At 53.2% G+C, this 22,062-nt stretch carries 21 protein-coding genes; 18 read left to right on the top strand and 3 right to left on the bottom strand.

Annotation, left to right across the window (positions count from 1 at the left end; genetic code table 11):
* Positions 1-3 precede the first annotated feature (3 nt).
* Positions 4-1,179: a 3-demethoxyubiquinol 3-hydroxylase gene (gene ubiF / locus AL515_RS08295; RefSeq protein ID WP_061067519.1), complete on the bottom strand. Its 1,176-nt coding sequence runs from the start codon at positions 1,177-1,179 to the stop codon at positions 4-6.
* A gap of 145 nt (positions 1,180-1,324) precedes the next feature.
* Here ubiF and miaB point away from each other — a divergent pair, with 145 nt between their 5' ends.
* The 10 genes from miaB to rihA all read left to right on the top strand — a co-directional run bounded on the left by miaB (position 1,325) and on the right by rihA (position 11,629).
* Positions 1,325-2,755 carry a tRNA (N6-isopentenyl adenosine(37)-C2)-methylthiotransferase MiaB gene (gene miaB, locus AL515_RS08290; RefSeq protein WP_005121416.1) on the top strand — a complete coding sequence of 477 codons (1,431 nt, stop codon included), beginning with the start codon at positions 1,325-1,327 and terminating at the stop codon, positions 2,753-2,755.
* A gap of 206 nt (positions 2,756-2,961) precedes the next feature.
* On the top strand, positions 2,962-4,008 hold the full coding sequence (locus AL515_RS08285) for a PhoH family protein (RefSeq protein WP_061067518.1): 1,047 nt from the start codon (positions 2,962-2,964) through the stop codon (positions 4,006-4,008).
* Positions 4,005-4,472, top strand: a complete 468-nt coding sequence (gene ybeY, locus AL515_RS08280) for an rRNA maturation RNase YbeY (RefSeq protein ID WP_048212287.1) — start codon at positions 4,005-4,007, stop codon at positions 4,470-4,472. The genes AL515_RS08285 and ybeY overlap by 4 nt, the downstream gene beginning before the upstream one ends.
* Positions 4,473-4,568: 96 nt before the next feature.
* Positions 4,569-5,447, top strand: coding sequence for a CNNM family magnesium/cobalt transport protein CorC (gene corC / locus AL515_RS08275; protein WP_003847383.1), 879 nt, complete (start codon positions 4,569-4,571; stop codon positions 5,445-5,447).
* A 24-nt stretch (positions 5,448-5,471) separates the two neighbouring features.
* Positions 5,472-7,010, top strand: coding sequence for an apolipoprotein N-acyltransferase (gene lnt, locus AL515_RS08270; RefSeq protein ID WP_061067517.1), 1,539 nt, complete (start codon positions 5,472-5,474; stop codon positions 7,008-7,010).
* A 356-nt stretch (positions 7,011-7,366) separates the two neighbouring features.
* Positions 7,367-8,275 carry a glutamate/aspartate ABC transporter substrate-binding protein GltI gene (gene gltI / locus AL515_RS08265; protein WP_048212290.1) on the top strand — a complete coding sequence of 303 codons (909 nt, stop codon included), beginning with the start codon at positions 7,367-7,369 and terminating at the stop codon, positions 8,273-8,275.
* 162 nt (positions 8,276-8,437) lie between these two features.
* Positions 8,438-9,178 (top strand): glutamate/aspartate ABC transporter permease GltJ, encoded by a 741-nt coding sequence (gene gltJ, locus AL515_RS08260; protein ID WP_003022759.1) that lies wholly within the window; start codon positions 8,438-8,440, stop codon positions 9,176-9,178.
* Positions 9,178-9,852, top strand: coding sequence for a glutamate/aspartate ABC transporter permease GltK (gene gltK, locus AL515_RS08255; RefSeq protein WP_003022757.1), 675 nt, complete (start codon positions 9,178-9,180; stop codon positions 9,850-9,852). The genes gltJ and gltK overlap by 1 nt, the downstream gene beginning before the upstream one ends.
* Positions 9,852-10,577 (top strand): glutamate/aspartate ABC transporter ATP-binding protein GltL, encoded by a 726-nt coding sequence (gene gltL / locus AL515_RS08250; protein WP_003022754.1) that lies wholly within the window; start codon positions 9,852-9,854, stop codon positions 10,575-10,577. The genes gltK and gltL overlap by 1 nt, the downstream gene beginning before the upstream one ends.
* Before the next feature lie 116 nt (positions 10,578-10,693).
* A complete protein-coding gene (rihA, locus tag AL515_RS08245) occupies positions 10,694-11,629 on the top strand; it encodes a pyrimidine-specific ribonucleoside hydrolase RihA (RefSeq protein WP_061067516.1) in 936 nt (311 codons plus the stop codon).
* Positions 11,630-11,725: 96 nt separating this feature from the next.
* Here rihA and AL515_RS08240 read toward each other — a convergent pair whose 3' ends face one another.
* The gene (locus tag AL515_RS08240; protein WP_005121423.1) at positions 11,726-12,208 is read right to left on the bottom strand and encodes a zinc ribbon-containing protein; all 483 of its coding nucleotides are present in this window, start codon (positions 12,206-12,208) and stop codon (positions 11,726-11,728) included.
* A gap of 235 nt (positions 12,209-12,443) precedes the next feature.
* Between AL515_RS08240 and leuS the strand changes: the two genes are divergently transcribed.
* From leuS to nadD, 4 genes are read left to right on the top strand one after another with little or no spacing between them, the layout of a single operon-like run.
* On the top strand, positions 12,444-15,026 hold the full coding sequence (gene leuS / locus AL515_RS08235; RefSeq protein WP_105242155.1) for a leucine--tRNA ligase: 2,583 nt from the start codon (positions 12,444-12,446) through the stop codon (positions 15,024-15,026).
* Positions 15,027-15,040: 14 nt separating this feature from the next.
* Positions 15,041-15,634 (top strand): LPS assembly lipoprotein LptE, encoded by a 594-nt coding sequence (gene lptE / locus AL515_RS08230; protein ID WP_048212293.1) that lies wholly within the window; start codon positions 15,041-15,043, stop codon positions 15,632-15,634.
* Positions 15,634-16,665 (top strand): DNA polymerase III subunit delta, encoded by a 1,032-nt coding sequence (gene holA, locus AL515_RS08225; RefSeq protein WP_061067514.1) that lies wholly within the window; start codon positions 15,634-15,636, stop codon positions 16,663-16,665. The genes lptE and holA overlap by 1 nt, the downstream gene beginning before the upstream one ends.
* Before the next feature lies 1 nt (position 16,666).
* Complete coding sequence (gene nadD / locus AL515_RS08220) at positions 16,667-17,308, top strand: nicotinate-nucleotide adenylyltransferase (protein ID WP_086523834.1); 642 nt, start codon at positions 16,667-16,669, stop codon at positions 17,306-17,308.
* On the opposite strand, the gene cobD is transcribed toward nadD, so the two are convergent.
* Positions 17,283-18,377, bottom strand: coding sequence for a threonine-phosphate decarboxylase CobD (cobD, locus tag AL515_RS08215; RefSeq protein ID WP_061067513.1), 1,095 nt, complete (start codon positions 18,375-18,377; stop codon positions 17,283-17,285). The two genes, nadD and cobD, sit on opposite strands and share 26 nt — an antisense overlap.
* Before the next feature lie 97 nt (positions 18,378-18,474).
* Between cobD and AL515_RS08210 the strand changes: the two genes are divergently transcribed.
* From AL515_RS08210 to mrdA, 4 genes are all read left to right on the top strand, one after another.
* On the top strand, positions 18,475-19,086 hold the full coding sequence (locus AL515_RS08210; RefSeq protein WP_061067512.1) for an adenosylcobalamin/alpha-ribazole phosphatase: 612 nt from the start codon (positions 18,475-18,477) through the stop codon (positions 19,084-19,086).
* 255 nt (positions 19,087-19,341) lie between these two features.
* Positions 19,342-19,659, top strand: a complete 318-nt coding sequence (rsfS, locus tag AL515_RS08205; RefSeq protein ID WP_003022728.1) for a ribosome silencing factor — start codon at positions 19,342-19,344, stop codon at positions 19,657-19,659.
* Between the two features lie 3 nt (positions 19,660-19,662).
* Complete coding sequence (rlmH, locus tag AL515_RS08200) at positions 19,663-20,130, top strand: 23S rRNA (pseudouridine(1915)-N(3))-methyltransferase RlmH (protein ID WP_003022725.1); 468 nt, start codon at positions 19,663-19,665, stop codon at positions 20,128-20,130.
* A 30-nt stretch (positions 20,131-20,160) separates the two neighbouring features.
* Positions 20,161-22,062: a peptidoglycan DD-transpeptidase MrdA gene (gene mrdA / locus AL515_RS08195; protein WP_048212298.1), complete on the top strand. Its 1,902-nt coding sequence runs from the start codon at positions 20,161-20,163 to the stop codon at positions 22,060-22,062.

Here is a 22,062-nt window from a genome sequence, read left to right as displayed (position 1 = left end):
GCACTACAACCCTAACGCATACTTCAGCGCCTGACGCTTCAGCACACCTGCGCGCTCTGCGGCCATGAGCCCGAGATTGCGCATAATACGCAGCGGCTGCAGGTTGTTGCTAAAACCGGCGTAGAACAAATCCATCCCACTTTGCATAATGAAGTTATCGGTCATACGACGATTCTGATAACGCTTCAGTACCGGTTGACTGGCCCACGCCTCACCATAGCTGCGGGCGCTCACCAGAACATCAATCAGCGCATCGACATCACGAAAACCCAGATTAACGCCCTGCCCCGCCAGTGGGTGAATGGTATGCGCGGCATCACCTACCAGCGCCAGCCCCGGTTGCACATATTGCAGCGCGTGACGACGCGTAAGTGGGAATGCCCCCGCCGCCACAGGCGTAACGTTACCGAGTCGTGAAGGGAAATGTTTAGCGATCTCCGCCTGCAGTTGCGGCATATTTAGCGCTTGCAATTGGCGGATGCGAGCTGGTGAGTCGTACCACACCAGCGAGGCCCAGTTATCGAACAACGGTAAAAACGCGCGCGGACCGTCAGGGGTAAATTGCTGCCAGGTGCTGTCTCCCGGTGAATTCTCGCATTGCACGGTAATCAACATACAGGACTGCGCATACTGCCAGGCATGAATGCCAATCCCGGCCATTTTTCGCACCTGAGAGTTGGCACCATCGGCGCCGATGACCAGCTTCGCGCTAATTTTTTCACCGTCTGCCAGTTCAAGTTCATGCCGATCGTGATGTTGATGCAAAGAGAGAAGCGACGCCGGCACGCGCAGCGTAACTTTAGGGTGAACTTCCAGCGCCTGCCAGAGCGCCTGTTGCAGGACCGTGTTCTCCACCATATAGCCCAGTAAAGGCAGCTTAAGCTCGGCGGCATCAAACATCACATGGGCATTTTCCCACTCCCACGTTTCCAGTCGACGATAAGGATGGCTACGCATTCCCTGAACCGTATCCCAGACGCCCAGCCCTTTCAGCAACGACACGGAGGCGGAGCTAATGGCCGAAATTCTGACATCCGGCTGTCCGTCAGCCACAAACGGCGCGGGCACGGCATGCTCGATAACCGTTACCGTAAATCCGTGCTGCGCCAGTCCCAGCGCCAGCGCGCCGCCGACCATCCCCCCGCCGACAATGGCAATTTCCGTTGGTTGATTTGTCATGGTCAATCATCCTGTTACATGTATTGTGTAAGTTTACAGGATTTTTTCCCCCTTGAGGCTGACATCCGTCATACTGGTCACAACCGCGCCAAAGCAGTACACTATGCGCCCTGCATTTCAGCCACAATTTCGCAAGAGCAAGTCGATGACCAAAAAACTCCATATTAAAACCTGGGGCTGTCAGATGAACGAATACGATTCATCGAAGATGGCCGATCTGCTGGATGCCACTCACGGGTATCAACTGACCGACGTGGCGGAAGAAGCGGATGTGCTGCTGCTGAATACCTGCTCAATCCGCGAGAAGGCTCAGGAAAAAGTCTTCCATCAATTAGGTCGCTGGAAGCTGTTAAAAGAGAAGAATCCCAAGCTCATCATTGGTGTTGGTGGCTGTGTTGCGTCTCAGGAAGGCGATCATATTCGCCAACGCGCGCATTACGTCGATATTATTTTTGGGCCGCAAACCCTGCATCGCCTGCCGGAAATGATCAACAAAGTGCGTGGAAGCACCACCCGTAGCCCGGTAGTTGATATCAGTTTCCCGGAGATCGAAAAATTCGACCGCCTGCCAGAACCGCGTGCTGAAGGGCCAAGCGCGTTTGTGTCCATCATGGAAGGCTGCAATAAATATTGTACTTACTGCGTGGTTCCCTACACCCGCGGTGAGGAAGTCAGCCGTCCGGCGGATGATATTCTGTTTGAAATCGCCCAGCTTGCAGCCCAAGGTGTGCGTGAAGTAAACCTGTTGGGGCAAAACGTCAACGCCTGGCGCGGTGAAAACTACGACGGCACCACCGGCTCGTTCGCCGATCTGCTGCGTCTGGTCGCAGCGATCGACGGCATTGACCGTATCCGTTTTACCACCAGCCATCCGATCGAATTCACCGATGATATCGTTGAAGTTTATCGCGATACGCCAGAGCTGGTGAGCTTCCTGCACCTGCCGGTACAGAGTGGTTCGGATCGTGTACTGAACCTGATGGGTCGTACCCATACCGCGCTGGAATACAAAGCAATCATCCGTAAACTGCGCGCAGCACGTCCGGATATCCAGATTAGCTCCGACTTCATCGTCGGCTTCCCGGGTGAAACCACCCAGGACTTCGAGCAGACCATGAAGCTGATCGCTGATGTCAATTTCGACATGAGCTACAGCTTTATCTTCTCTGCGCGTCCTGGCACCCCTGCCGCCGATATGGTTGACGACGTACCGGAAGAAGAGAAAAAACAGCGTTTATACATCCTGCAGGAGCGTATTAACCAGCAAGCCATGGCCTGGAGCCGTCGTATGGTCGGCACGACCCAGCGCATTCTGGTCGAAGGTACGTCACGGAAAAGCGTGATGGAACTGTCAGGGCGTACCGAAAATAACCGCGTGGTGAACTTTGAAGGTACCCCGGATATGGTCGGTAAGTTTGTTGATGTTGAAATTACCGATGTCTGGACCAACTCACTGCGCGGCAAAGTGGTGCGTACCGAAGACGAAATGGGCCTGCGCATCGCAGAATCCCCTGAGTCGGTCATTGCGCGTACCCGCAAAGAAAACGATCTGGGCGTGGGTACTTATCAGCCTTAATCCTGCTGAAAAACGCAAACAATGCCCGATGGCGCCATGCTTATCGGGCCTACACTTCCTGGCTCGCTGCTCCGGCGGGCCTTGTAATTTGCCCTGGTACCCCCATATTTATTGCAATGCTTGCGCCTTTCCCCCATGGCGTGAATAATTTCCTTAGATGCCGGTAAATGTTCAGCGTCCGGCGAGACATGCATAAGAGGAACAGTTTGAACATAGACACTCGCGAAATTATCCTTGAACCCGCAGACAACGCCCGCCTGTTGAGCCTTTGCGGGCCATTTGATGACAACATAAAACAACTGGAGCGTCGTCTCGGCATCGAAATTAACCGCCGCGATAACCACTTCAAACTGACTGGTCGTCCAATTTGTGTCACCGCTGCGGCAGATATTTTACGCAGCCTGTATGTCGATACGGCCCCAATGCGCGGCCAGACACAGGACATCGAGCCAGAACAAATTCACCTTGCGATTAAAGAAGCGCGTGTGCTTGAGCAAAGCGCAGACAGCGTGCCGGAATTTGGCAAAGCGGTGAATATCAAAACCAAGCGCGGAGTGATTAAACCGCGCACGCCGAATCAGGCACAGTACATTGCGAATATCCTCGACCACGACATCACCTTTGGTGTTGGCCCTGCGGGTACAGGTAAAACGTATCTGGCGGTTGCCGCTGCGGTCGATGCACTAGAGCGTCAGGAGATCCGCCGTATTCTGCTAACCCGTCCAGCGGTTGAAGCCGGTGAAAAACTGGGTTTCCTGCCAGGCGATCTGAGCCAGAAAGTCGATCCCTATTTACGACCGCTGTATGACGCGCTGTTCGAAATGCTCGGTTTTGAGAAGGTTGAAAAGCTGATTGAACGTAACGTCATTGAAGTTGCGCCGCTGGCCTATATGCGTGGCCGTACGTTAAACGATGCGTTCATCATTCTTGATGAGAGCCAGAACACCACCATCGAACAGATGAAAATGTTCCTGACCCGTATCGGCTTTAACTCCAAAGCGGTTATCACCGGCGATATCACCCAGATTGATCTGCCGCGTAGCACCAAGTCCGGTCTGCGTCATGCCATTGAAGTGCTGGCTGAAGTCGACGAAATTAGTTTTAATTTCTTCCATAGCGAAGACGTGGTTCGCCATCCGGTGGTGGCTCGTATCGTCACGGCGTATGAAGCCTGGGAAGAAGCAGAACAGAAACGCAAAGCCGAGCAGGCTGCAGAACGCAAGCGCGAAGCTCAGGAGCAGGAACAAAAATGAGTCAGGTTATCCTCGATTTACAGCTGGCATGCGAAAACGAATCCGGCTTACCACCAGAAAGTCAGTTTCAGAGATGGCTGGATGCCGTGATCCCGCAGTTTCAGGAAGAGTCAGAGGTCACGATTCGGTTGGTCGACGATGCTGAAAGCCACGAGCTGAACCTGACCTATCGCGGGAAAGATAAATCAACCAACGTACTCTCTTTCCCGTTTGAAGCCCCGCCGGGCATTGAGATGCCGCTGCTGGGTGATTTGATCATCTGCCGTCAGGTCGTTGAGAAAGAAGCGCAGGAACAAGGTAAGCCGCTTGAAGCCCACTGGGCGCACATGGTGGTGCATGGTAGCCTGCATTTGCTCGGCTACGACCATATCGAAGACGATGAAGCGGAAGAGATGGAATCCCTCGAAACAGAGATTATGCTTGCTCTGGGCTATGAGGATCCGTACATTGCCGAGAAGGAATAAGCCGTCGGGCATCTGCCCGGGCTTCCCATAAAGCCGTGCGCTGAGTTTACGCGCATTGAGCGACCTATTAACTAACATGAGAACCCATACGACGCCATGAGCGACGACAATTCACACAGTAGTGACACCTTAAACAGCAAAAAGGGATTTTTTTCCCTGTTACTGAGCCAACTTTTCCACGGTGAACCGAAAAACCGTGACGAACTGTTGGAGCTGATCCGTGATTCCGGGCAAAACGACCTTATCGATGAAGATACGCGCGATATGCTCGAAGGGGTGATGGATATTGCGGACCAACGCGTACGCGACATTATGATCCCTCGCTCTCAGATGATTACCCTGAAACGCAACCAGACCCTGGACGAATGTCTCGATGTGATCATCGAGTCTGCCCACTCGCGTTTTCCGGTGATCAGCGAAGACAAAGATCACATTGAAGGGATTCTGATGGCCAAAGATTTGCTGCCGTTTATGCGCAGCGATGCCGAAGCCTTCAGCATGGAGAAAGTGTTACGCCAGGCGGTTGTCGTACCTGAAAGCAAGCGGGTTGACCGCATGCTGAAAGAGTTCCGCTCCCAGCGTTATCATATGGCTATCGTCATCGACGAGTTTGGCGGTGTCTCAGGTCTGGTGACCATTGAGGACATCCTTGAACTGATTGTCGGTGAAATTGAAGATGAGTACGACGAAGAAGACGATATTGATTTCCGTCAGCTCAGTCGCCACACCTGGACTATTCGCGCGCTGGCGTCGATTGAAGACTTCAACGAAGCTTTCGGGACCCACTTTAGCGACGAAGAAGTCGATACCATTGGCGGGCTGGTTATGCAGGCCTTTGGTCATTTACCCGCTCGCGGTGAGACCATCGACATTGATGGTTACCAGTTCAAAGTGGCGATGGCTGACAGCCGTCGTATTATTCAGGTTCATGTCAGAATTCCGGACGACTCACCCCAGCCCAAACTGGACGAATAAACCCGAAACTGGATCATAGACTACATGGCATTTGCCCCATTAATTGAACGCCAGCGCATGCGCCTGCTGCTGGCGTTATTATTCGGTGCCTGCGGGACGCTGGCTTTCTCTCCGTATGATATCTGGCCCGCCGCGATTATTTCGCTGATGGGTCTGCAGGCTCTTACCCTCAACCGCCGTCCTCTCCAGTCTGCTGCCATTGGCTATTTCTGGGGAATGGGCCTGTTTGGTTCAGGCATCAACTGGGTCTACGTCAGCATCGCGCAATTTGGCGGCATGCCGGGGCCGGTAAACGTTTTTCTCGTGGTTCTGCTTGCCGCCTACCTTTCCCTCTACACCGGTCTGTTTGCTGGCATTCTGTCGCGTCTGTGGCCGAAAACCAGTTGGATTCGGGTAGCGATTGCCGCGCCGGTTATCTGGCAGATAACTGAATTCCTGCGCGGCTGGGTCCTGACCGGCTTCCCATGGCTGCAGTTTGGTTACAGCCAAATTGATGGCCCGCTAAAAGGGCTTGCACCGGTAATGGGCGTAGAGGCAATCAACTTCCTGCTGATGATGGTTAGCGGCCTGCTGGTGCTGGCGTTAGTCAGCCGTAACTGGCGTCCGCTGGTCGTGGCCGTGATACTTTTCGCGCTGCCCTTCCCGCTACGCTATATCCAGTGGTATACGCTGGAGCCGGAAAAAACCACGCAGGTGTCGATGGTGCAGGGCGACATTCCACAGTCGCTCAAATGGGATGAAGGTCAGTTACTCAACACTCTGAAAATTTATCTCGACGCCACCCAGCCCGAGATGGGTAAATCACAGCTCATCATCTGGCCAGAATCTGCTATTCCGGATCTGGAAATTAACCAGCAGCGTTTTCTGAGCATGATGGATGACCTGCTGAAATCGAAAAACAGCACGCTGATTACCGGGATTGTAGATGCTCGCCTGAACAAACAGAATCGTTACGACACCTACAACACCATCATCACGTTGGGTAAAGACAGTCCGTACAGTTATGACTCGACCAATCGCTATAACAAAAATCACCTTGTCCCATTTGGTGAGTTTGTCCCGCTGGAATCGATCCTACGCCCGTTAGCGCCGTTCTTTGACCTGCCAATGTCTTCGTTCAGCCGTGGACCTTATGTACAGCCACAGCTGCATGCGCACGGCTTTAAGCTGACGGCTGCCATCTGCTACGAAATCATTCTTGGCGAACAGGTTCGGGATAACTTCCGTCCGGATACTGACTACCTGCTGACTATCTCCAACGATGCCTGGTTCGGTAAGTCCATTGGTCCGTGGCAGCACTTCCAGATGGCGCGGATGCGTTCTCTGGAGCTGGCACGCCCGCTGCTGCGTAGCACCAATAACGGTATTACCGCGGTGATTGGCCCGCAGGGTGAAATTCAGGCGATGATCCCGCAGTTTACCCGTCAGGTTCTGACCACCAGCGTTACGCCGACCACGGGCTTAACCCCTTATGCCCGTACCGGTAACTGGCCGCTGTGGCTGCTGACCGCACTGTTTGGCTTTGGTGCGGTGGTCATGAGCCTGCGTCAACGTCGTAAGTAACCTCCCCTCCCCGGCCGGATAACGCTTTGCTTATCCGGCCCATAAACATTTCCCACATCTCATTCTGGCACGTCTATTGCTTTGTTCTACAAGGCAAACGCTGTTTTGGCTGAATGTGCAACCTGGTCGCACCAAAGTTGAGCGAAGGTAGCACCCGAAAAGTGCAACAGGATATTTTTGCCCCCAAATGGTGCGGCGCACTTCGCAAAAATAAACAATAACACAGCAAATTCTTTACATTCATCCAAACTAAATGTTAACAAACATATACAAGACTGCACGTTTAAGTAGCAAACAATAACAACATCACAATGGGTATCAATGCGTCACCGGCGCAGACGATAAAGGAGTTGGATATGCAATTACGTAAGCTCGCCACAGCCATGCTGGTCATGGGAATGTCCGCTGGTCTGGCGCACGCAGAAGACGCAGCACCAGCGGCAGGCAGTACGCTGGATAAGATCGCTAAAAATGGCGTAATCGTCGTCGGACACCGTGAATCCTCGGTACCGTTTTCTTACTACGATAATCAGCAAAAAGTGGTCGGCTATTCACAGGATTACTCCAACGCAATTGTTGAAGCGGTGAAGAAAAAGCTGAACAAGCCTGACCTGCAGGTGAAACTGATCCCAATTACCTCTCAGAACCGTATTCCGCTGCTGCAAAACGGTACCTTCGACTTTGAATGTGGTTCCACCACCAACAACGTTGAGCGCCAGAAACAAGCAGCCTTCTCTGACACTATTTTCGTTGTCGGCACCCGTCTGCTGGCGAAAAAAGGCGGTGACGTCAAAGATTTCGCTGACCTGAAAGGCAAAGCCGTGGTCGTGACTTCAGGTACCACCTCAGAAGTCCTGCTGCACAAGCTGAACGAAGAACAAAAAATGGATATGCGCATCATCAGCGCGAAAGACCACGGTGACTCTTTCCGTACTCTGGAAAGCGGCCGCGCCGTTGCCTTTATGATGGATGACGCCCTGCTGGCTGGCGAACGCGCGAAAGCGAAGAAACCAGACAACTGGGAGATCGTTGGCAAGCCGCAATCTCAGGAAGCCTACGGCTGTATGCTGCGCAAAGATGACCCTGAGTTCAAAAAGCTGATGGATGACACCATTGCCCAGGCTCAGACCTCAGGCGAAGCTGAGAAATGGTTTGATAAGTGGTTTAAAAATCCAATTCCACCGAAGAACCTGAACATGAATTTCGAACTGTCAGACGAAATGAAGGCTCTGTTCAAATCACCGAATGATAAAGCGCTTAACTAACTAAAATAAATGGGGCGAGTTCACCTTGCCCTCTCGATTGTTACTTGGCACGGACAGACTATAAGCCTGATGGTCGTTCCCCATCAGGCCTGAAAACCGCAAAACGCCGAATAACAATCTTCGAGGGTAGCGCTGCTACCCTTTTTTTTCTGGAGTAGATTTATGTCTATAGACTGGAACTGGGGTATTTTTTTACAACAGGCCCCGTTCGGCAACACCACCTATCTCGGCTGGCTCTGGAGTGGTTTCCAGGTCACGGTCGCGTTATCTATCACCGCCTGGATTATCGCTTTCCTCATAGGCTCTTTATTCGGCATTTTACGTACCGTACCAAATCGTTTCCTTTCCGGAATCGGCACGCTGTACGTTGAGTTGTTTCGTAACGTTCCACTCATCGTCCAGTTCTTTACCTGGTATCTGGTCATTCCTGAACTGCTGCCGGAAAACATTGGCATGTGGTTCAAGTCAGAACTGGATCCCAACATTCAGTTCTTCCTCTCATCCATGCTTTGTCTGGGGCTGTTTACCGCCGCGCGCGTCTGTGAGCAGGTTCGTGCCGCGATTCAGTCCCTGCCTCGCGGGCAGAAAAACGCCGCGCTGGCGATGGGCCTGACGCTGCCGCAAGCCTATCGCTACGTCCTGCTGCCAAACGCTTATCGCGTGATTGTTCCGCCAATGACCTCAGAGATGATGAACCTGGTGAAGAACTCCGCAATCGCCTCCACCATCGGTCTGGTGGATATGGCGGCGCAGGCGGGCAAGCTGCTGGATTACTCCGCCCACGCATGGGAATCGTTTACCGCCATCACGCTGGCCTACGTCCTGATTAACGCCGTCATCATGCTGGTGATGAATCTCGTCGAACGCAAAATCCGCCTGCCTGGCAATTTGGGAGGCAAATAATGTACGAATTTGACTGGAGTTCTATCGTCCCTTCCCTGCCGTATCTGCTGGACGGATTGATCATCACGTTGAAAATCACCGTTACAGCGGTCGTCATTGGTATCGTCTGGGGGACCATCCTTGCCGTCATGCGACTGTCGAGCTTTGCGCCGATTGCCTGGTTTGCGAAGGGCTACGTCAACGTATTCCGCTCCATTCCACTGGTGATGGTGCTGCTGTGGTTCTACCTGATTGTGCCCGGTTTCCTGCAAAACGTGCTGGGCCTGTCGCCAAAAACCGATATTCGCCTGATCTCGGCGATGGTGGCGTTTTCGATGTTTGAAGCCGCGTACTATTCCGAAATTATCCGTGCCGGTATCCAGAGTATTTCTCGTGGGCAGTCCAGCGCCGCGTTGGCGCTGGGGATGACCCACTGGCAGTCGATGAAGCTGATCATTCTGCCACAGGCATTCCGCGCAATGGTGCCGCTGCTGCTTACCCAGGGCATCGTACTGTTCCAGGATACCTCGCTGGTCTATGTATTGAGTCTGGCAGATTTCTTCCGTACCGCCTCCACCATTGGTGAGCGTGACGGCACGCAGGTTGAAATGATCCTGTTTGCTGGCGCCGTTTATTTTGTATTCAGTCTGAGCGCATCGTTGTTGGTCAGCTATTTGAAGAAAAGGACAGTTTAATGATTACCCTGAAAAATGTTTCTAAATGGTATGGTCACTTTCAGGTGCTGACCGACTGCTCCACGGAAGTGAAAAAAGGTGAGGTGGTGGTTGTCTGTGGCCCGTCAGGCTCCGGTAAATCAACGCTTATCAAGACGGTAAACGGCCTGGAGCCAGTGCAACAGGGCGTCATCACCGTTGATGGCACCGTGGTAAATGATAAAAAAACCGATCTGGCCAAACTGCGCTCTCGTGTTGGTATGGTGTTCCAGCACTTTGAACTGTTCCCGCATCTGTCGATCATTGAGAACCTGACTCTGGCGCAGGTAAAAGTGCTTAAGCGCGATAAAAAGCCGGCCCGCGACAAAGCGCAAAAGTTACTGGAACGCGTTGGTCTGTCAGCACATGCCGAGAAGTTCCCGGCCCAGCTATCCGGGGGCCAGCAACAGCGTGTCGCTATCGCCCGGGCGCTGTGTATGGATCCTATCGCCATGCTGTTTGACGAACCGACATCGGCGCTTGATCCTGAAATGATCAACGAAGTACTGGACGTCATGGTTGAACTGGCCAATGAAGGGATGACCATGATGGTGGTAACCCACGAAATGGGCTTTGCGCGTAAAGTGGCGAACCGGGTGATCTTCATGGATGAAGGGAAAATTGTTGAAGACTCACCGAAAGAAGAGTTCTTCGCCAATCCGAAATCGGACCGCGCCAAAGACTTCCTCGCGAAAATCCTGCACTAATCTTGCTGGCGCGCATCGCCATGTGCGCGCCACCTCACGATTTACCTCTTCACTTCTCGAAACAGATACAGCCCAGCGTTAACCTTGTCACAGAGTCCCACTTACAAGGAGCAACAATGGCACTTCCGATCCTGTTTGATTGCGATCCAGGTCATGACGACGCTATCGCAATTGTTCTCGCCCTCGCCTCACCTGAACTGGATGTGAAAGCGGTAACCTCGTCAGCCGGGAACCAGACGCCCGACAAAACGCTGCGTAACGTATTACGCATGCTAACACTGCTCAATCGTAGTGATATTCCCGTCGCCGGTGGCGCTGTGAAACCGCTGATGCGCGATCTGATTATTGCCGATAACGTCCACGGCGAGAGTGGGTTAGATGGCCCGGCGCTCCCGGAACCCGCCTTTGCCCCACAGACCTGTACCGCTGTGGAACTGATGGCGAAAACCCTGCGTGACAGCCCGGAACCAGTGACCATTGTCTCCACCGGGCCGCAAACCAACGTGGCATTGCTACTGAATAGCCATCCTGAACTGCACGCTAAAATCGCCCGTATCGTGATAATGGGTGGTGCGATGGGTCTCGGAAACTGGACGCCCGCCGCTGAGTTCAACATTTTCGTGGATCCTGAAGCCGCTGAAATCGTATTCCAGTCGGGCATTCCGGTGGTAATGGCGGGTCTGGATGTGACGCATAAAGCGCAAATACATCGCGAAGATACCGAACGGTTCCGCGCTATTGGCAATCCTGTTTCAACGATCGTTGCTGAACTACTCGACTTCTTCTTTGAATATCACAAAGACGAAAAATGGGGATTCATCGGCGCGCCGCTGCACGACCCCTGCACTATTGCCTGGCTGCTGAAACCGGAACTGTTTACCACCGTTGATCGCTGGGTTGGTGTGGAAACTCAGGGCAAATACACGCAGGGCATGACCGTGGTGGACTACTACTTCCTGAGCGGCAATAAGCCAAACGCCACCGTGATGGTGGACGTTGATCGCCAGGGATTTGTCGATCTGCTGGCGGAACGGCTGAAGTTTTACGCCTGATACACGCCGGACGGCGCTAACGCTTATCCGGCCTACAAAATCGTGCAATTTGTAGGCCGGATAAGACGCTTCACGTCGCCATCCGGCAATAAGCGATTACGGCTCAAATGGCCGTCTTTGGAACTGATCGTGTCCGCATTTCGGACACAGCGGCAGCACATCCGGAGTGTACACCGCTAAATGGAAGTGACACTTCTCGCAGACCAGATTCCCCAACCCAACCACCTCGCCGCTGTGATAAACCCCATGATGACTGAGATCCTGGAACACTTCGCGCCATTCGAGCTGCGTTTTATCGGTAATATCGGCCAGTTCCTGCCAGATACTCTCCTTGATAACCCGCATAAAGACGCTGTCTGTCTCCTCATCGAGACTTTCTTCATAACTGAGTGCAAACTCTTCCAGGTCGCGTCTGACGGCCCTTGTGAGTTCCTCCACCTCGGTTCGGGTTAACTCCCCGGTCTGCATAACTCGCTGACGCGCCTGCTCCACCAGCGCATCAATATCGCGTTCGCCGTTACGCAGACGTTCGCTGAGTGACGTCACCAGTTCACGGTAATATTGAGCAACCTTGTTCATCGCTTCGCCTCCTGGGTCGTTAACTGTCTATAATAATAGACGTTATTTACGCTACGCTTTGCAAGACTGTCCACAGAGTGTGTAAATTCGTGTCAGAATTATCCTTGCGGGAATTCAACGCTGAATGCGCGAAAGGCTGTTTTGACGCGGGCGTTTGGGCTATGCTATGCGGATCTGAAACACCACATCTAGAGCTACGTTTGTAGCTGTATTGAAAACAGGACCACTGGCTGCCATGCAAGAGCAATACCGCCCGGAAGAGATAGAATCCAAAGTACAGCTTCACTGGGATGAGAAGCGCACATTTGAAGTTACCGAAGACGAGAGCAAAGAGAAGTATTACTGCCTGTCTATGCTTCCCTATCCTTCTGGTCGACTACACATGGGCCACGTACGTAACTACACCATCGGTGACGTGATCGCCCGCTACCAGCGCATGCTGGGCAAAAACGTACTGCAGCCCATTGGCTGGGATGCGTTCGGCCTGCCTGCGGAAGGTGCGGCGGTAAAAAACAATACCGCGCCAGCACCGTGGACGTACGACAATATCGCGTACATGAAAAACCAGCTCAAAATGCTGGGCTTTGGTTACGACTGGAGCCGTGAGCTGGCGACCTGCACCCCGGAATATTACCGCTGGGAACAGAAGTTCTTCACCGAACTGTACAAAAAAGGTCTGGTATACAAGAAAACCTCTGCGGTGAACTGGTGCCCTAACGACCAGACCGTACTGGCGAACGAACAGGTTATTGACGGCTGCTGCTGGCGCTGCGATACCAAAGTTGAGCGTAAAGAGATCCCACAGTGGTTCATCAAAATCACCGCTTACGCAGACGAACTGCTGCGTGATCTGGATAACCTGGATCACTGGCCTGATACCGTTAAAACCATGCAGCGCAACTGGATTGGCCGCTCTGAAGGTGTAGAAATCACCTTCAACGTGAACGGTTACGACAACACGCTGACCGTCTACACCACCCGTCCGGATACCTTTATGGGTGCGACCTACCTGGCCGTTGCCGCAGGTCACCCGCTGGCGCAAAAAGCGGCGGCAAATAACCCGGAACTGGCTGCCTTCATTGACGAATGCCGTAACACCAAGGTTGCTGAAGCCGAAATGGCGACCATGGAGAAAAAGGGCGTCGATACCGGCTTTAAAGCGGTTCATCCGCTGACTGGCGAAGAAATCCCGGTTTGGGCGGCAAACTTCGTCCTGATGGAATACGGCACCGGTGCGGTGATGGCCGTTCCGGGTCACGATCAGCGCGACTACGAATTTGCCACCAAGTATGGCCTGTCCATCAAGCCGGTAATTCTGACTTCTGAAGGCACAGAGCCGGATTTGTCCGAGCAGGCACTGACCGAAAAAGGCGTGCTGTTTAACTCCGGTGAGTTTGACGGCCTGGCCTTCGAAGACGCGTTCAACGCCATTGCCGACAAGCTGGTCGCTCTGGGTGTCGGTGAGCGTAAAGTTAACTACCGTCTGCGCGACTGGGGTGTTTCCCGTCAGCGTTACTGGGGCGCGCCAATTCCGATGGTGACGCTGGAAGACGGTACCGTACTGCCGACACCAGAAGATCAACTGCCGGTAATTCTGCCAGAAGATGTCGTCATGGACGGTATCACCAGCCCGATCAAAGCCGATCCGGAGTGGGCGAAAACCACCGTTAACGGTATGCCTGCCCTGCGTGAAACCGACACCTTCGATACCTTTATGGAGTCCTCCTGGTACTACGCGCGCTACACCTGCCCGCAGTACAACGAAGGCATGCTGGACCCAGAAGCGGCAAACTACTGGCTGCCGGTTGATATCTACATTGGCGGTATTGAACACGCCATCATGCACCTGCTCTACTTCCGCTTCTTCCACAAACTGATGCGCGACGCGGGCATGGTCAACTCTGACGAACCGGCTAAACAGCTGCTGTGTCAGGGAATGGTGCTGGCCGATGCGTTCTACTACGTTGGCGCAAACGGCGAACGCAACTGGGTTTCTCCGGTTGACGCCATCGTTGAGCGCGACGAAAAAGGTCGTATCGTTAAGGCGAAGGATGCTGAAGGCCATGAACTGGTGTATACCGGCATGAGCAAAATGTCCAAGTCCAAAAACAACGGTATCGACCCGCAGGTCATGGTTGAGCGCTACGGCGCGGACACCGTGCGTCTGTTCATGATGTTCGCCTCTCCGGCTGATATGACCCTGGAATGGCAGGAATCCGGCGTAGAAGGGGCAAACCGCTTCCTGAAGCGTGTCTGGAAACTGGTTTATGAGCACACTTCACAGGGTGATGCTCCGGCGCTGAACGTTGCTGCACTGACGGAAGATCAAAAAGCGCTGCGTCGCGACGTGCACAAAACCATTGCTAAAGTGACTGATGATATCGGTCGCCGTCAGACCTTTAACACCGCAATTGCGGCGATTATGGAACTGATGAACAAGCTGGCGAAAGCACCGCAGGAAGACGAGCAGGACCGTGCCCTGATGCAGGAAGCGCTGCTGGCCGTTGTACGCATGCTCAACCCGTTCACCCCACACGTTTGCTTCACGATGTGGCAGGCGCTGAAAGGCGAAGGCGATATCGACAATGCGCCGTGGCCGGTAGCTGATGACGCCGCAATGGTTGAAGACTCAACGCTGGTTGTGGTTCAGGTAAACGGCAAAGTACGTGGCAAAATCACCGTTCCGGTAAACGCCACTGAAGAGCAGGTTCGTGAACGTGCTGGCCAGGAGCCTCTGGTGGCAAAATATCTTGATGGCGTTACCGTACGTAAAGTGATCTATGTACCGGGTAAACTCCTCAATCTGGTCGTTGGCTAAGCGCGGGAGGAAGCGTGCGATTTCTGACAACATTGTTGTTATCTCTGGCGGTGCTGGTCACCGCCGGGTGTGGCTGGCATCTGCGTAGTACTACGCAGGTTCCCCCCACGATGAAAACCATGATTCTGGTCACGGGTGATCCGAACGGCCCGTTAAGCCGGGCGGTGCGTAATCAGTTGCGTTTGAATGGCGTTACACTGCTGGAAGACAGCTCAACGCGCAAAGACGTTCCGTCCTTACGCCTTGGCGCGGTCAGCATTTCGCAGGATACCGCCTCCGTGTTCCAGAACGGTCAAACCGCTGAATACCAGATGGTGATGTCCGTGAGTGCTTCAGTCCTGATCCCGGGCCATGATATTTACCCGATCAGCGCTAAAGTCTATCGTTCATTCTTCGACAACCCGCAAGCGGCACTGGCGAAGGATAACGAGCAGGAGATGATCGTTAAAGAGATGTACGACAAGGCGGCCGAGCAGTTGATTCGTAAACTGCCAAGCGTACATATTGCTGATGTTCAGTCATCCGGCGATGACGTCGAGCCTGCAGTGAAAACTGCAGCGCCAGCGTCCTCCTCTCCGGCGCGTGTTTCCACCACGCTGGGTAACTGATGCTCAAGTTGTACCCTGAACAACTCCGCGCACAGCTCAATGAAGGGCTGCGCGCGGCGTATTTACTCTTAGGTAACGATCCCCTCTTATTGCAGGAAAGCCAGGATGCCATCCGCCAGGCTGCCGCAACGCAAGGGTTCGAAGAACACCACGCTTTCACCCTGGACAACAGCACCGACTGGGGGGAAATTTTTTCACTCTGCCAGGCGATGAGCCTGTTTGCCAGCCGTCAAACGTTACTCCTGCAGCTGCCAGAAAATGGCCCCAATACCGCCATTAACGAACAACTTGCCTCGCTCGTCACACTGCTACATGACGATCTGCTGCTTATTGTTCGTGGTAACAAGCTGACCAAAGCCCAGGAAAACGCCGCATGGTATACCGGACTGGCGAATAACGCGGTTCTGGTCAGTTGCCAGACACCTGAACAGGCACAGCTTCCGCGTTGGGTAGCCGCAAGGGCGAAACATCATAATCTGCAGTTGGATGACGCCGCCAACCAGCTCTTATGCTATTGCTACGAAGGCAATCTGCTAGCGTTAGCGCAGGCGCTGGAGCGGTTGTCGCTACTTTGGCCTGACGGTAAATTAACATTGCCTCGTGTGGAGCAAGCCGTTAACGATGCCGCGCACTTTACCCCGTTTCACTGGGTGGACGCGCTGCTGATGGGCAAAAGCAAACGCGCGCTGCATATTCTGCAACAGCTCCGTCTTGAAGGCAGTGAACCCGTTATTTTGTTACGTACTCTGCAGCGGGAATTATTACTGCTGGTGAACCTGAAACGGCAGTCGGCCCATACCCCATTACGGGCATTGTTTGACAAACATCGGGTATGGCAAAATCGCCGTGGCATGATGGGAGAAGCGTTAAACCGGCTGACTCCCACGCAGTTACGTCAGGCGGTCACGCTGTTAACACGTACGGAAATTACGCTTAAACAAGACTATGGTCAGTCAGTGTGGGCAGAGCTTGAGGGACTTTCCCTGTTGCTTTGCCATAAATCACTGGCAGATGTTTTTATTGATGGTTGATATGAAATCATTGCAGGCTCTGTTCGGTGGCACCTTTGATCCGGTGCATTATGGTCATCTGAAACCCGTTGAAATTCTGGCTAATCTGATTGGCCTCTCTCGGGTCATTGTCATGCCCAATAACGTGCCACCACATCGTGCGCAACCGGAAGCCTCCAGCGCTCAGCGTAAACATATGCTTGAGCTGGCCATTGCCGACAAACCTTTGTTTTCACTGGATGAACGCGAGCTAAAACGCGATACCGCCTCGTACACCGCGCAAACGCTGCAAGAGTGGCGTGTGGAACAAGGCCCGGATGCACCGCTGGCATTCATTATTGGTCAGGATTCACTGCTGACCTTTCCTTCCTGGCATGACTACGACACGATTCTGGACAACACCCATCTTATCGTGTGTCGACGCCCGGGTTACCCGCTCGAAATGGCACAGGAACAGCACCAGCAGTGGCTGGAAAATCATCTGACCCATACGGCAGATGATCTGCATAACCTGCCGGCAGGTAAGATTTACCTTGCCGAAACGCCGTGGTTCAATATCTCCGCCACGCTTATCCGCGAACGCCTGGAAAAAGGCGAGCCGTGCGACGACTTACTGCCACGCGCCGTGCTCGACTATATCAACCAGCAGGGTTTGTACCGCTAAGCGTGTTGTTTAATGCCGCCAACAGGCGGTCATTTTCGTCCTTACTGCGAACAGCAACCCGGTAATAACGCGCGTCCAGGCCAGGGTAATTGGCACAACTGCGGATCAAAACATGTTGTTCCAGCAGTGATTTTTGCAAATCGATATCCAGTCGATCGCAGCGTAACAGCCGATAGTTAGCCCGACCGGGATAGACTGTCAGGCCGGGCAGTGTTTGCAATTGTTGATCAAATCGCTGTCCTTCCTGTGCCAGCCATTGCCACGTCGCCTGCTGGTAGGCGCTATCGCTAAGAATCATCTCTCCCGCCAGCGCGGCAAATGCGTTAATTGACCACGGCATTTGTCGGCTGCGCATCCGTGCCACGGCCTGTTCATCGCTATTGACCAGATAACCCAGTCGCAACCCCGGTATCGCATAGAACTTGGTCAGCGAGCGAAGAACCCAAATGTGCGGATTCTCTTGTAGCCGCGGAATAAAACCCTCCTCCCCGGCAATAAAATCGATAAAGGCTTCATCCAGAATCAAGGTAATCCCCAATTCAGCGCAGCGCGTTGCTATCGCAGCAAGCAGATGACCATCGGGCAATAGCCCTGTAGGGTTGTTGGGCGTACAGAGAAAAAGGCAGTCCAGCTCTGGCGTTAACACATCAAGGATCGTGGCGGTGAGCTGCCAGCCATCCTCCTCGCGCAGCGCAAATTCATGGATCGCACATTCTCCCCATTCCAGCGCCCGGCGGTATTCAGCAAATCCAGGGGCAACAATCATCGCATGACGCGGCTTGAGCCCATTAACCAGGGTGAAGATAGATTCTGTTTCGCCATTCCCCGCGAGGATCCACGAAACAGGTATCTGGTGATGCTGCGCCAGCGCCGCATGCAACTGGGTGTAGTCAACGTCCGGGTAGCATTCAGCCCTGTCCAGATTGTCGATAAGCGCGCATTTTAAGGTTGCGGGCATACCCAGCGGGTTAATATTCGCGCTAAAATCCAGCAATTGCTCAGGCGGGATGCCCAACAATGCGGCGGCTTCTCGGGTATTACCGCCGTGCGCGCTCTTCAATAAAGACATCGTGCCGCTCCAGTTAAAAAGGGGTATTTTATTGAAAAAATCTCTGCGCAATCAGGGCAAGCATCATATTTTGTGCGAATAGCCCCAAGAGGAAAAAATGAGACTCTGGTTAGTACGTCACGGAGAAACCGAAGCCAATGTCGCTGGGTTATACAGCGGTCATGCCCCCACACCGCTAACGGAACGGGGGATTGTTCAGGCGCAATCACTGAGTGGGCTGCTACGCAATGTCCCTTTCGACAACGTTCTGTGCAGCGAACTCGAACGCGCCCGCCATACAACCCAACTGATTCTGGCGGAACGCGATGTTCCTGTGCGTGTCATGCCTGAACTTAATGAGATGTTCTTTGGCGACTGGGAAATGCGCCATCATCGCGATCTTGCGCGCGAAGACGCTGAAAATTATGCCGTATGGTGTAACGACTGGCAGAACGCAACCCCAACTAATGGCGAAGGATTTCAGGCATTTTCACAGCGTGTTGAACGTTTCATTGCTCAGCTTGCTGAATACAAAGACAGTAAAAATCTGTTGGTGGTAAGTCATCAGGGCGTGCTGAGCGTACTGGTGGCCCGGCTGCTGTCCATGCCCACGGCCGCCATGTGGCACTTTCGCATCGAACAGGGATGCTGGAGTGCCATTGATTTTTGTGACGACTTTGCAGTTCTGAAAGTTCTCAATAGTCGCGCCGTGTGGCACGAGGGTGAGTGAATGCACTGTTTTTTCTGCCGAAGGGCCTCTCTCCCATTGACACCCTATGACAGGCTGCTATTCTCCGCAACCTGACTTTTCCCGCCTTTCAGAGCTTTGCAGAAATTGTTTTACAAAAATGGCGATGCATTCTGTTGCGTGGGGTGGGATGATAGCGCACCTCAAAAGCGCTTTCGGAGACATTTGTCCCGATATCGCCTCTGGTTCAGGTATACTAACAGACGTTTTTAACTCTTTTTCACCCAGGGGGAACACTTGCAGGGTAAAGCACTCCAGGATTTTGTAATCGACAAAATTGATGACCTGAAAGGTCAAGACATCATCGCCTTAGATGTTCAGGGCAAATCCAGTATCACCGATTGCATGATTATCTGCACTGGCACGTCCAGCCGCCATGTCATGTCTATCGCCGATCACGTTGTTCAGGAGTCTCGCACCGCCGGTCTGCTGCCGCTTGGCGTAGAAGGCGAAAACGTAGCTGACTGGATCGTCGTCGATCTTGGTGATGTGATTGTCCACGTTATGCAGGAAGAGAGCCGTCGCCTATATGAACTGGAAAAACTCTGGAGTTAATGCGTGAAGCTGCAACTTGTCGCTGTGGGTACGAAAATGCCTGACTGGGTGCAAACCGGTTTTACGGAGTACCTGCGCCGGTTTCCGAAAGACATGCCCTTTGAGCTGATCGAAATCCCGGCAGGAAAACGCGGCAAGAACGCGGACATTAAGCGCATTCTCGACAAAGAGGGTGAACAGATGCTGGCCGCCGCAGGCAAAAACCGCATCGTCACCCTTGATATCCCAGGAAAACCCTGGGACACGCCACAACTGGCGACCGAGCTGGAACGCTGGAAACTGGATGGTCGTGACGTCAGTCTGTTGATTGGCGGACCGGAAGGACTGTCCCCCGCCTGTAAAGCGGCAGCGGAGCAAAGCTGGTCACTCTCTGCATTAACCCTTCCCCACCCTCTTGTCCGGGTGCTGGTCGCAGAGAGTCTGTACAGGGCGTGGAGCATTACCACCAACCATCCTTATCACCGTGAGTGATCATTGATTCTTGAGTAGATTAAGCAGCGGATGAAACTACAGAATTCTTTTCGCGACTATACGGCTGAGTCTGCGCTGTTTGTGCGCCGGGCGCTGGTCGCTTTTTTGGGGATTTTGCTGCTCACTGGCGTGCTAATCGCCAATCTTTATAATCTGCAAATCGTTCGCTTTACTGATTATCAGACCCGTTCGAACGAGAACCGCATCAAACTGGTGCCTATCGCCCCCAGCCGCGGCATCATTTATGACCGCAACGGAATTCCCCTCGCCCTTAACCGCACCATTTATCAGATAGAAATGATGCCGGAAAAGGTCGACAACATTCAGGATACGCTCGACGCGCTGCGTAACGTCGTCGATCTGACGGACGATGACATTGCCGCCTTCAAAAAAGAGCGCGCCCGTTCACACCGCTTCACCTCTATTCCGGTAAAAACCAACCTGACTGAAGTTCAGGTCGCACGCTTTGCCGTGAATCAGTATCGTTTTCCTGGCGTCGAAGTTAAAGGCTATAAACGCCGCTATTACCCCTACGGCTCTGCACTGACCCACGTGATCGGCTACGTATCGAAGATCAACGATAAAGACGTTGAACGCCTGGATAAAGACGGCAAGCTGGCCAACTACGCGGCGACGCACGACATCGGTAAGTTGGGTATTGAACGTTATTACGAAGACGTACTTCATGGTCAAACCGGTTATGAAGAGGTTGAAGTCAATAACCGCGGCCGCGTTATTCGCCAGCTTAAAGAAGTGGCGCCGCAGGCCGGGCACGATATCTATCTGACGCTTGATTTGAAACTCCAGCAATACATTGAAACGCTGCTGGCGGGTAGCCGTGCCGCCGTCGTGGTCACAGACCCGCGTACTGGCGGTGTCCTGGCACTGGTCTCTATGCCAAGCTATGACCCGAACCTGTTCGTGGACGGCATCTCCAGCAAAGATTATTCCGGGTTACTCAATGACCCCAATACCCCACTGGTTAACCGCGCCACGCAAGGCGTTTACCCTCCGGCGTCCACGGTTAAACCTTATGTTGCGGTCTCTGCGTTAAGCGCAGGCGTTATTACCCGCAATACCGGGCTATTTGATCCGGGCTGGTGGCAATTACCCGGTTCAGAGAAACGTTACCGTGACTGGAAAAAATGGGGTCACGGTCATCTGAACATCACCCGTTCTCTGGAAGAGTCCGCTGATACGTTTTTCTATCAAATCGCCTATGATATGGGGATTGACCGTCTTTCTGAGTGGATGAGCAAGTTTGGTTACGGCCATTATACGGGCATCGATCTCGCTGAAGAGCGCGCCGGTAACATGCCAACCCGCGAGTGGAAGCAAAAACGGTTTAAAAAGCCCTGGTACCAGGGTGATACAATCCCTGTCGGTATCGGTCAGGGCTACTGGACAGCAACACCTATCCAGATGAGTAAAGCGCTGATGATCCTCATCAACGACGGCATGGTGAAAGTCCCTCATCTGCTGATGAGCACAGCGGAAAACGGCAAGCAAGTGCCGTGGGTACAGCCACATGAGCCTCCTGTCGGTGACATTCATTCTGGCTACTGGGAAATCGCCAAAGACGGTATGTACGGTGTAGCGAATCGCCCTAATGGGACTGCGCACAAGTATTTTGCTGGCGCACCCTACAAAATTGCGGCGAAATCCGGTACCGCGCAGGTATTTGGCCTGAAAGCCAATGAAACCTATAACGCACATAAGATCGCCGAACGTTTACGTGACCACAAACTGATGACTGCATTCGCGCCCTATGACAAACCCGAGGTCGCTGTCGCGATGATCCTCGAAAACGGTGGGGCCGGTCCGGCTGTAGGTACACTCATGCGCCAGATCCTTGACCACATTATGTTGGGTGACAACAACACCAATCTGCCTGCTGAAAACCCGGCGGTTGCAGCAGGTGAGGACCAATAA

This window comes from Citrobacter sp. FDAARGOS_156 (genome assembly GCF_001559235.2).
GTDB lineage: Bacteria > Pseudomonadota > Gammaproteobacteria > Enterobacterales > Enterobacteriaceae > Citrobacter > Citrobacter youngae.
Note: the sequence above shows the minus strand (reverse complement) of the source record. Positions and strands in the feature narration are given on the sequence as shown.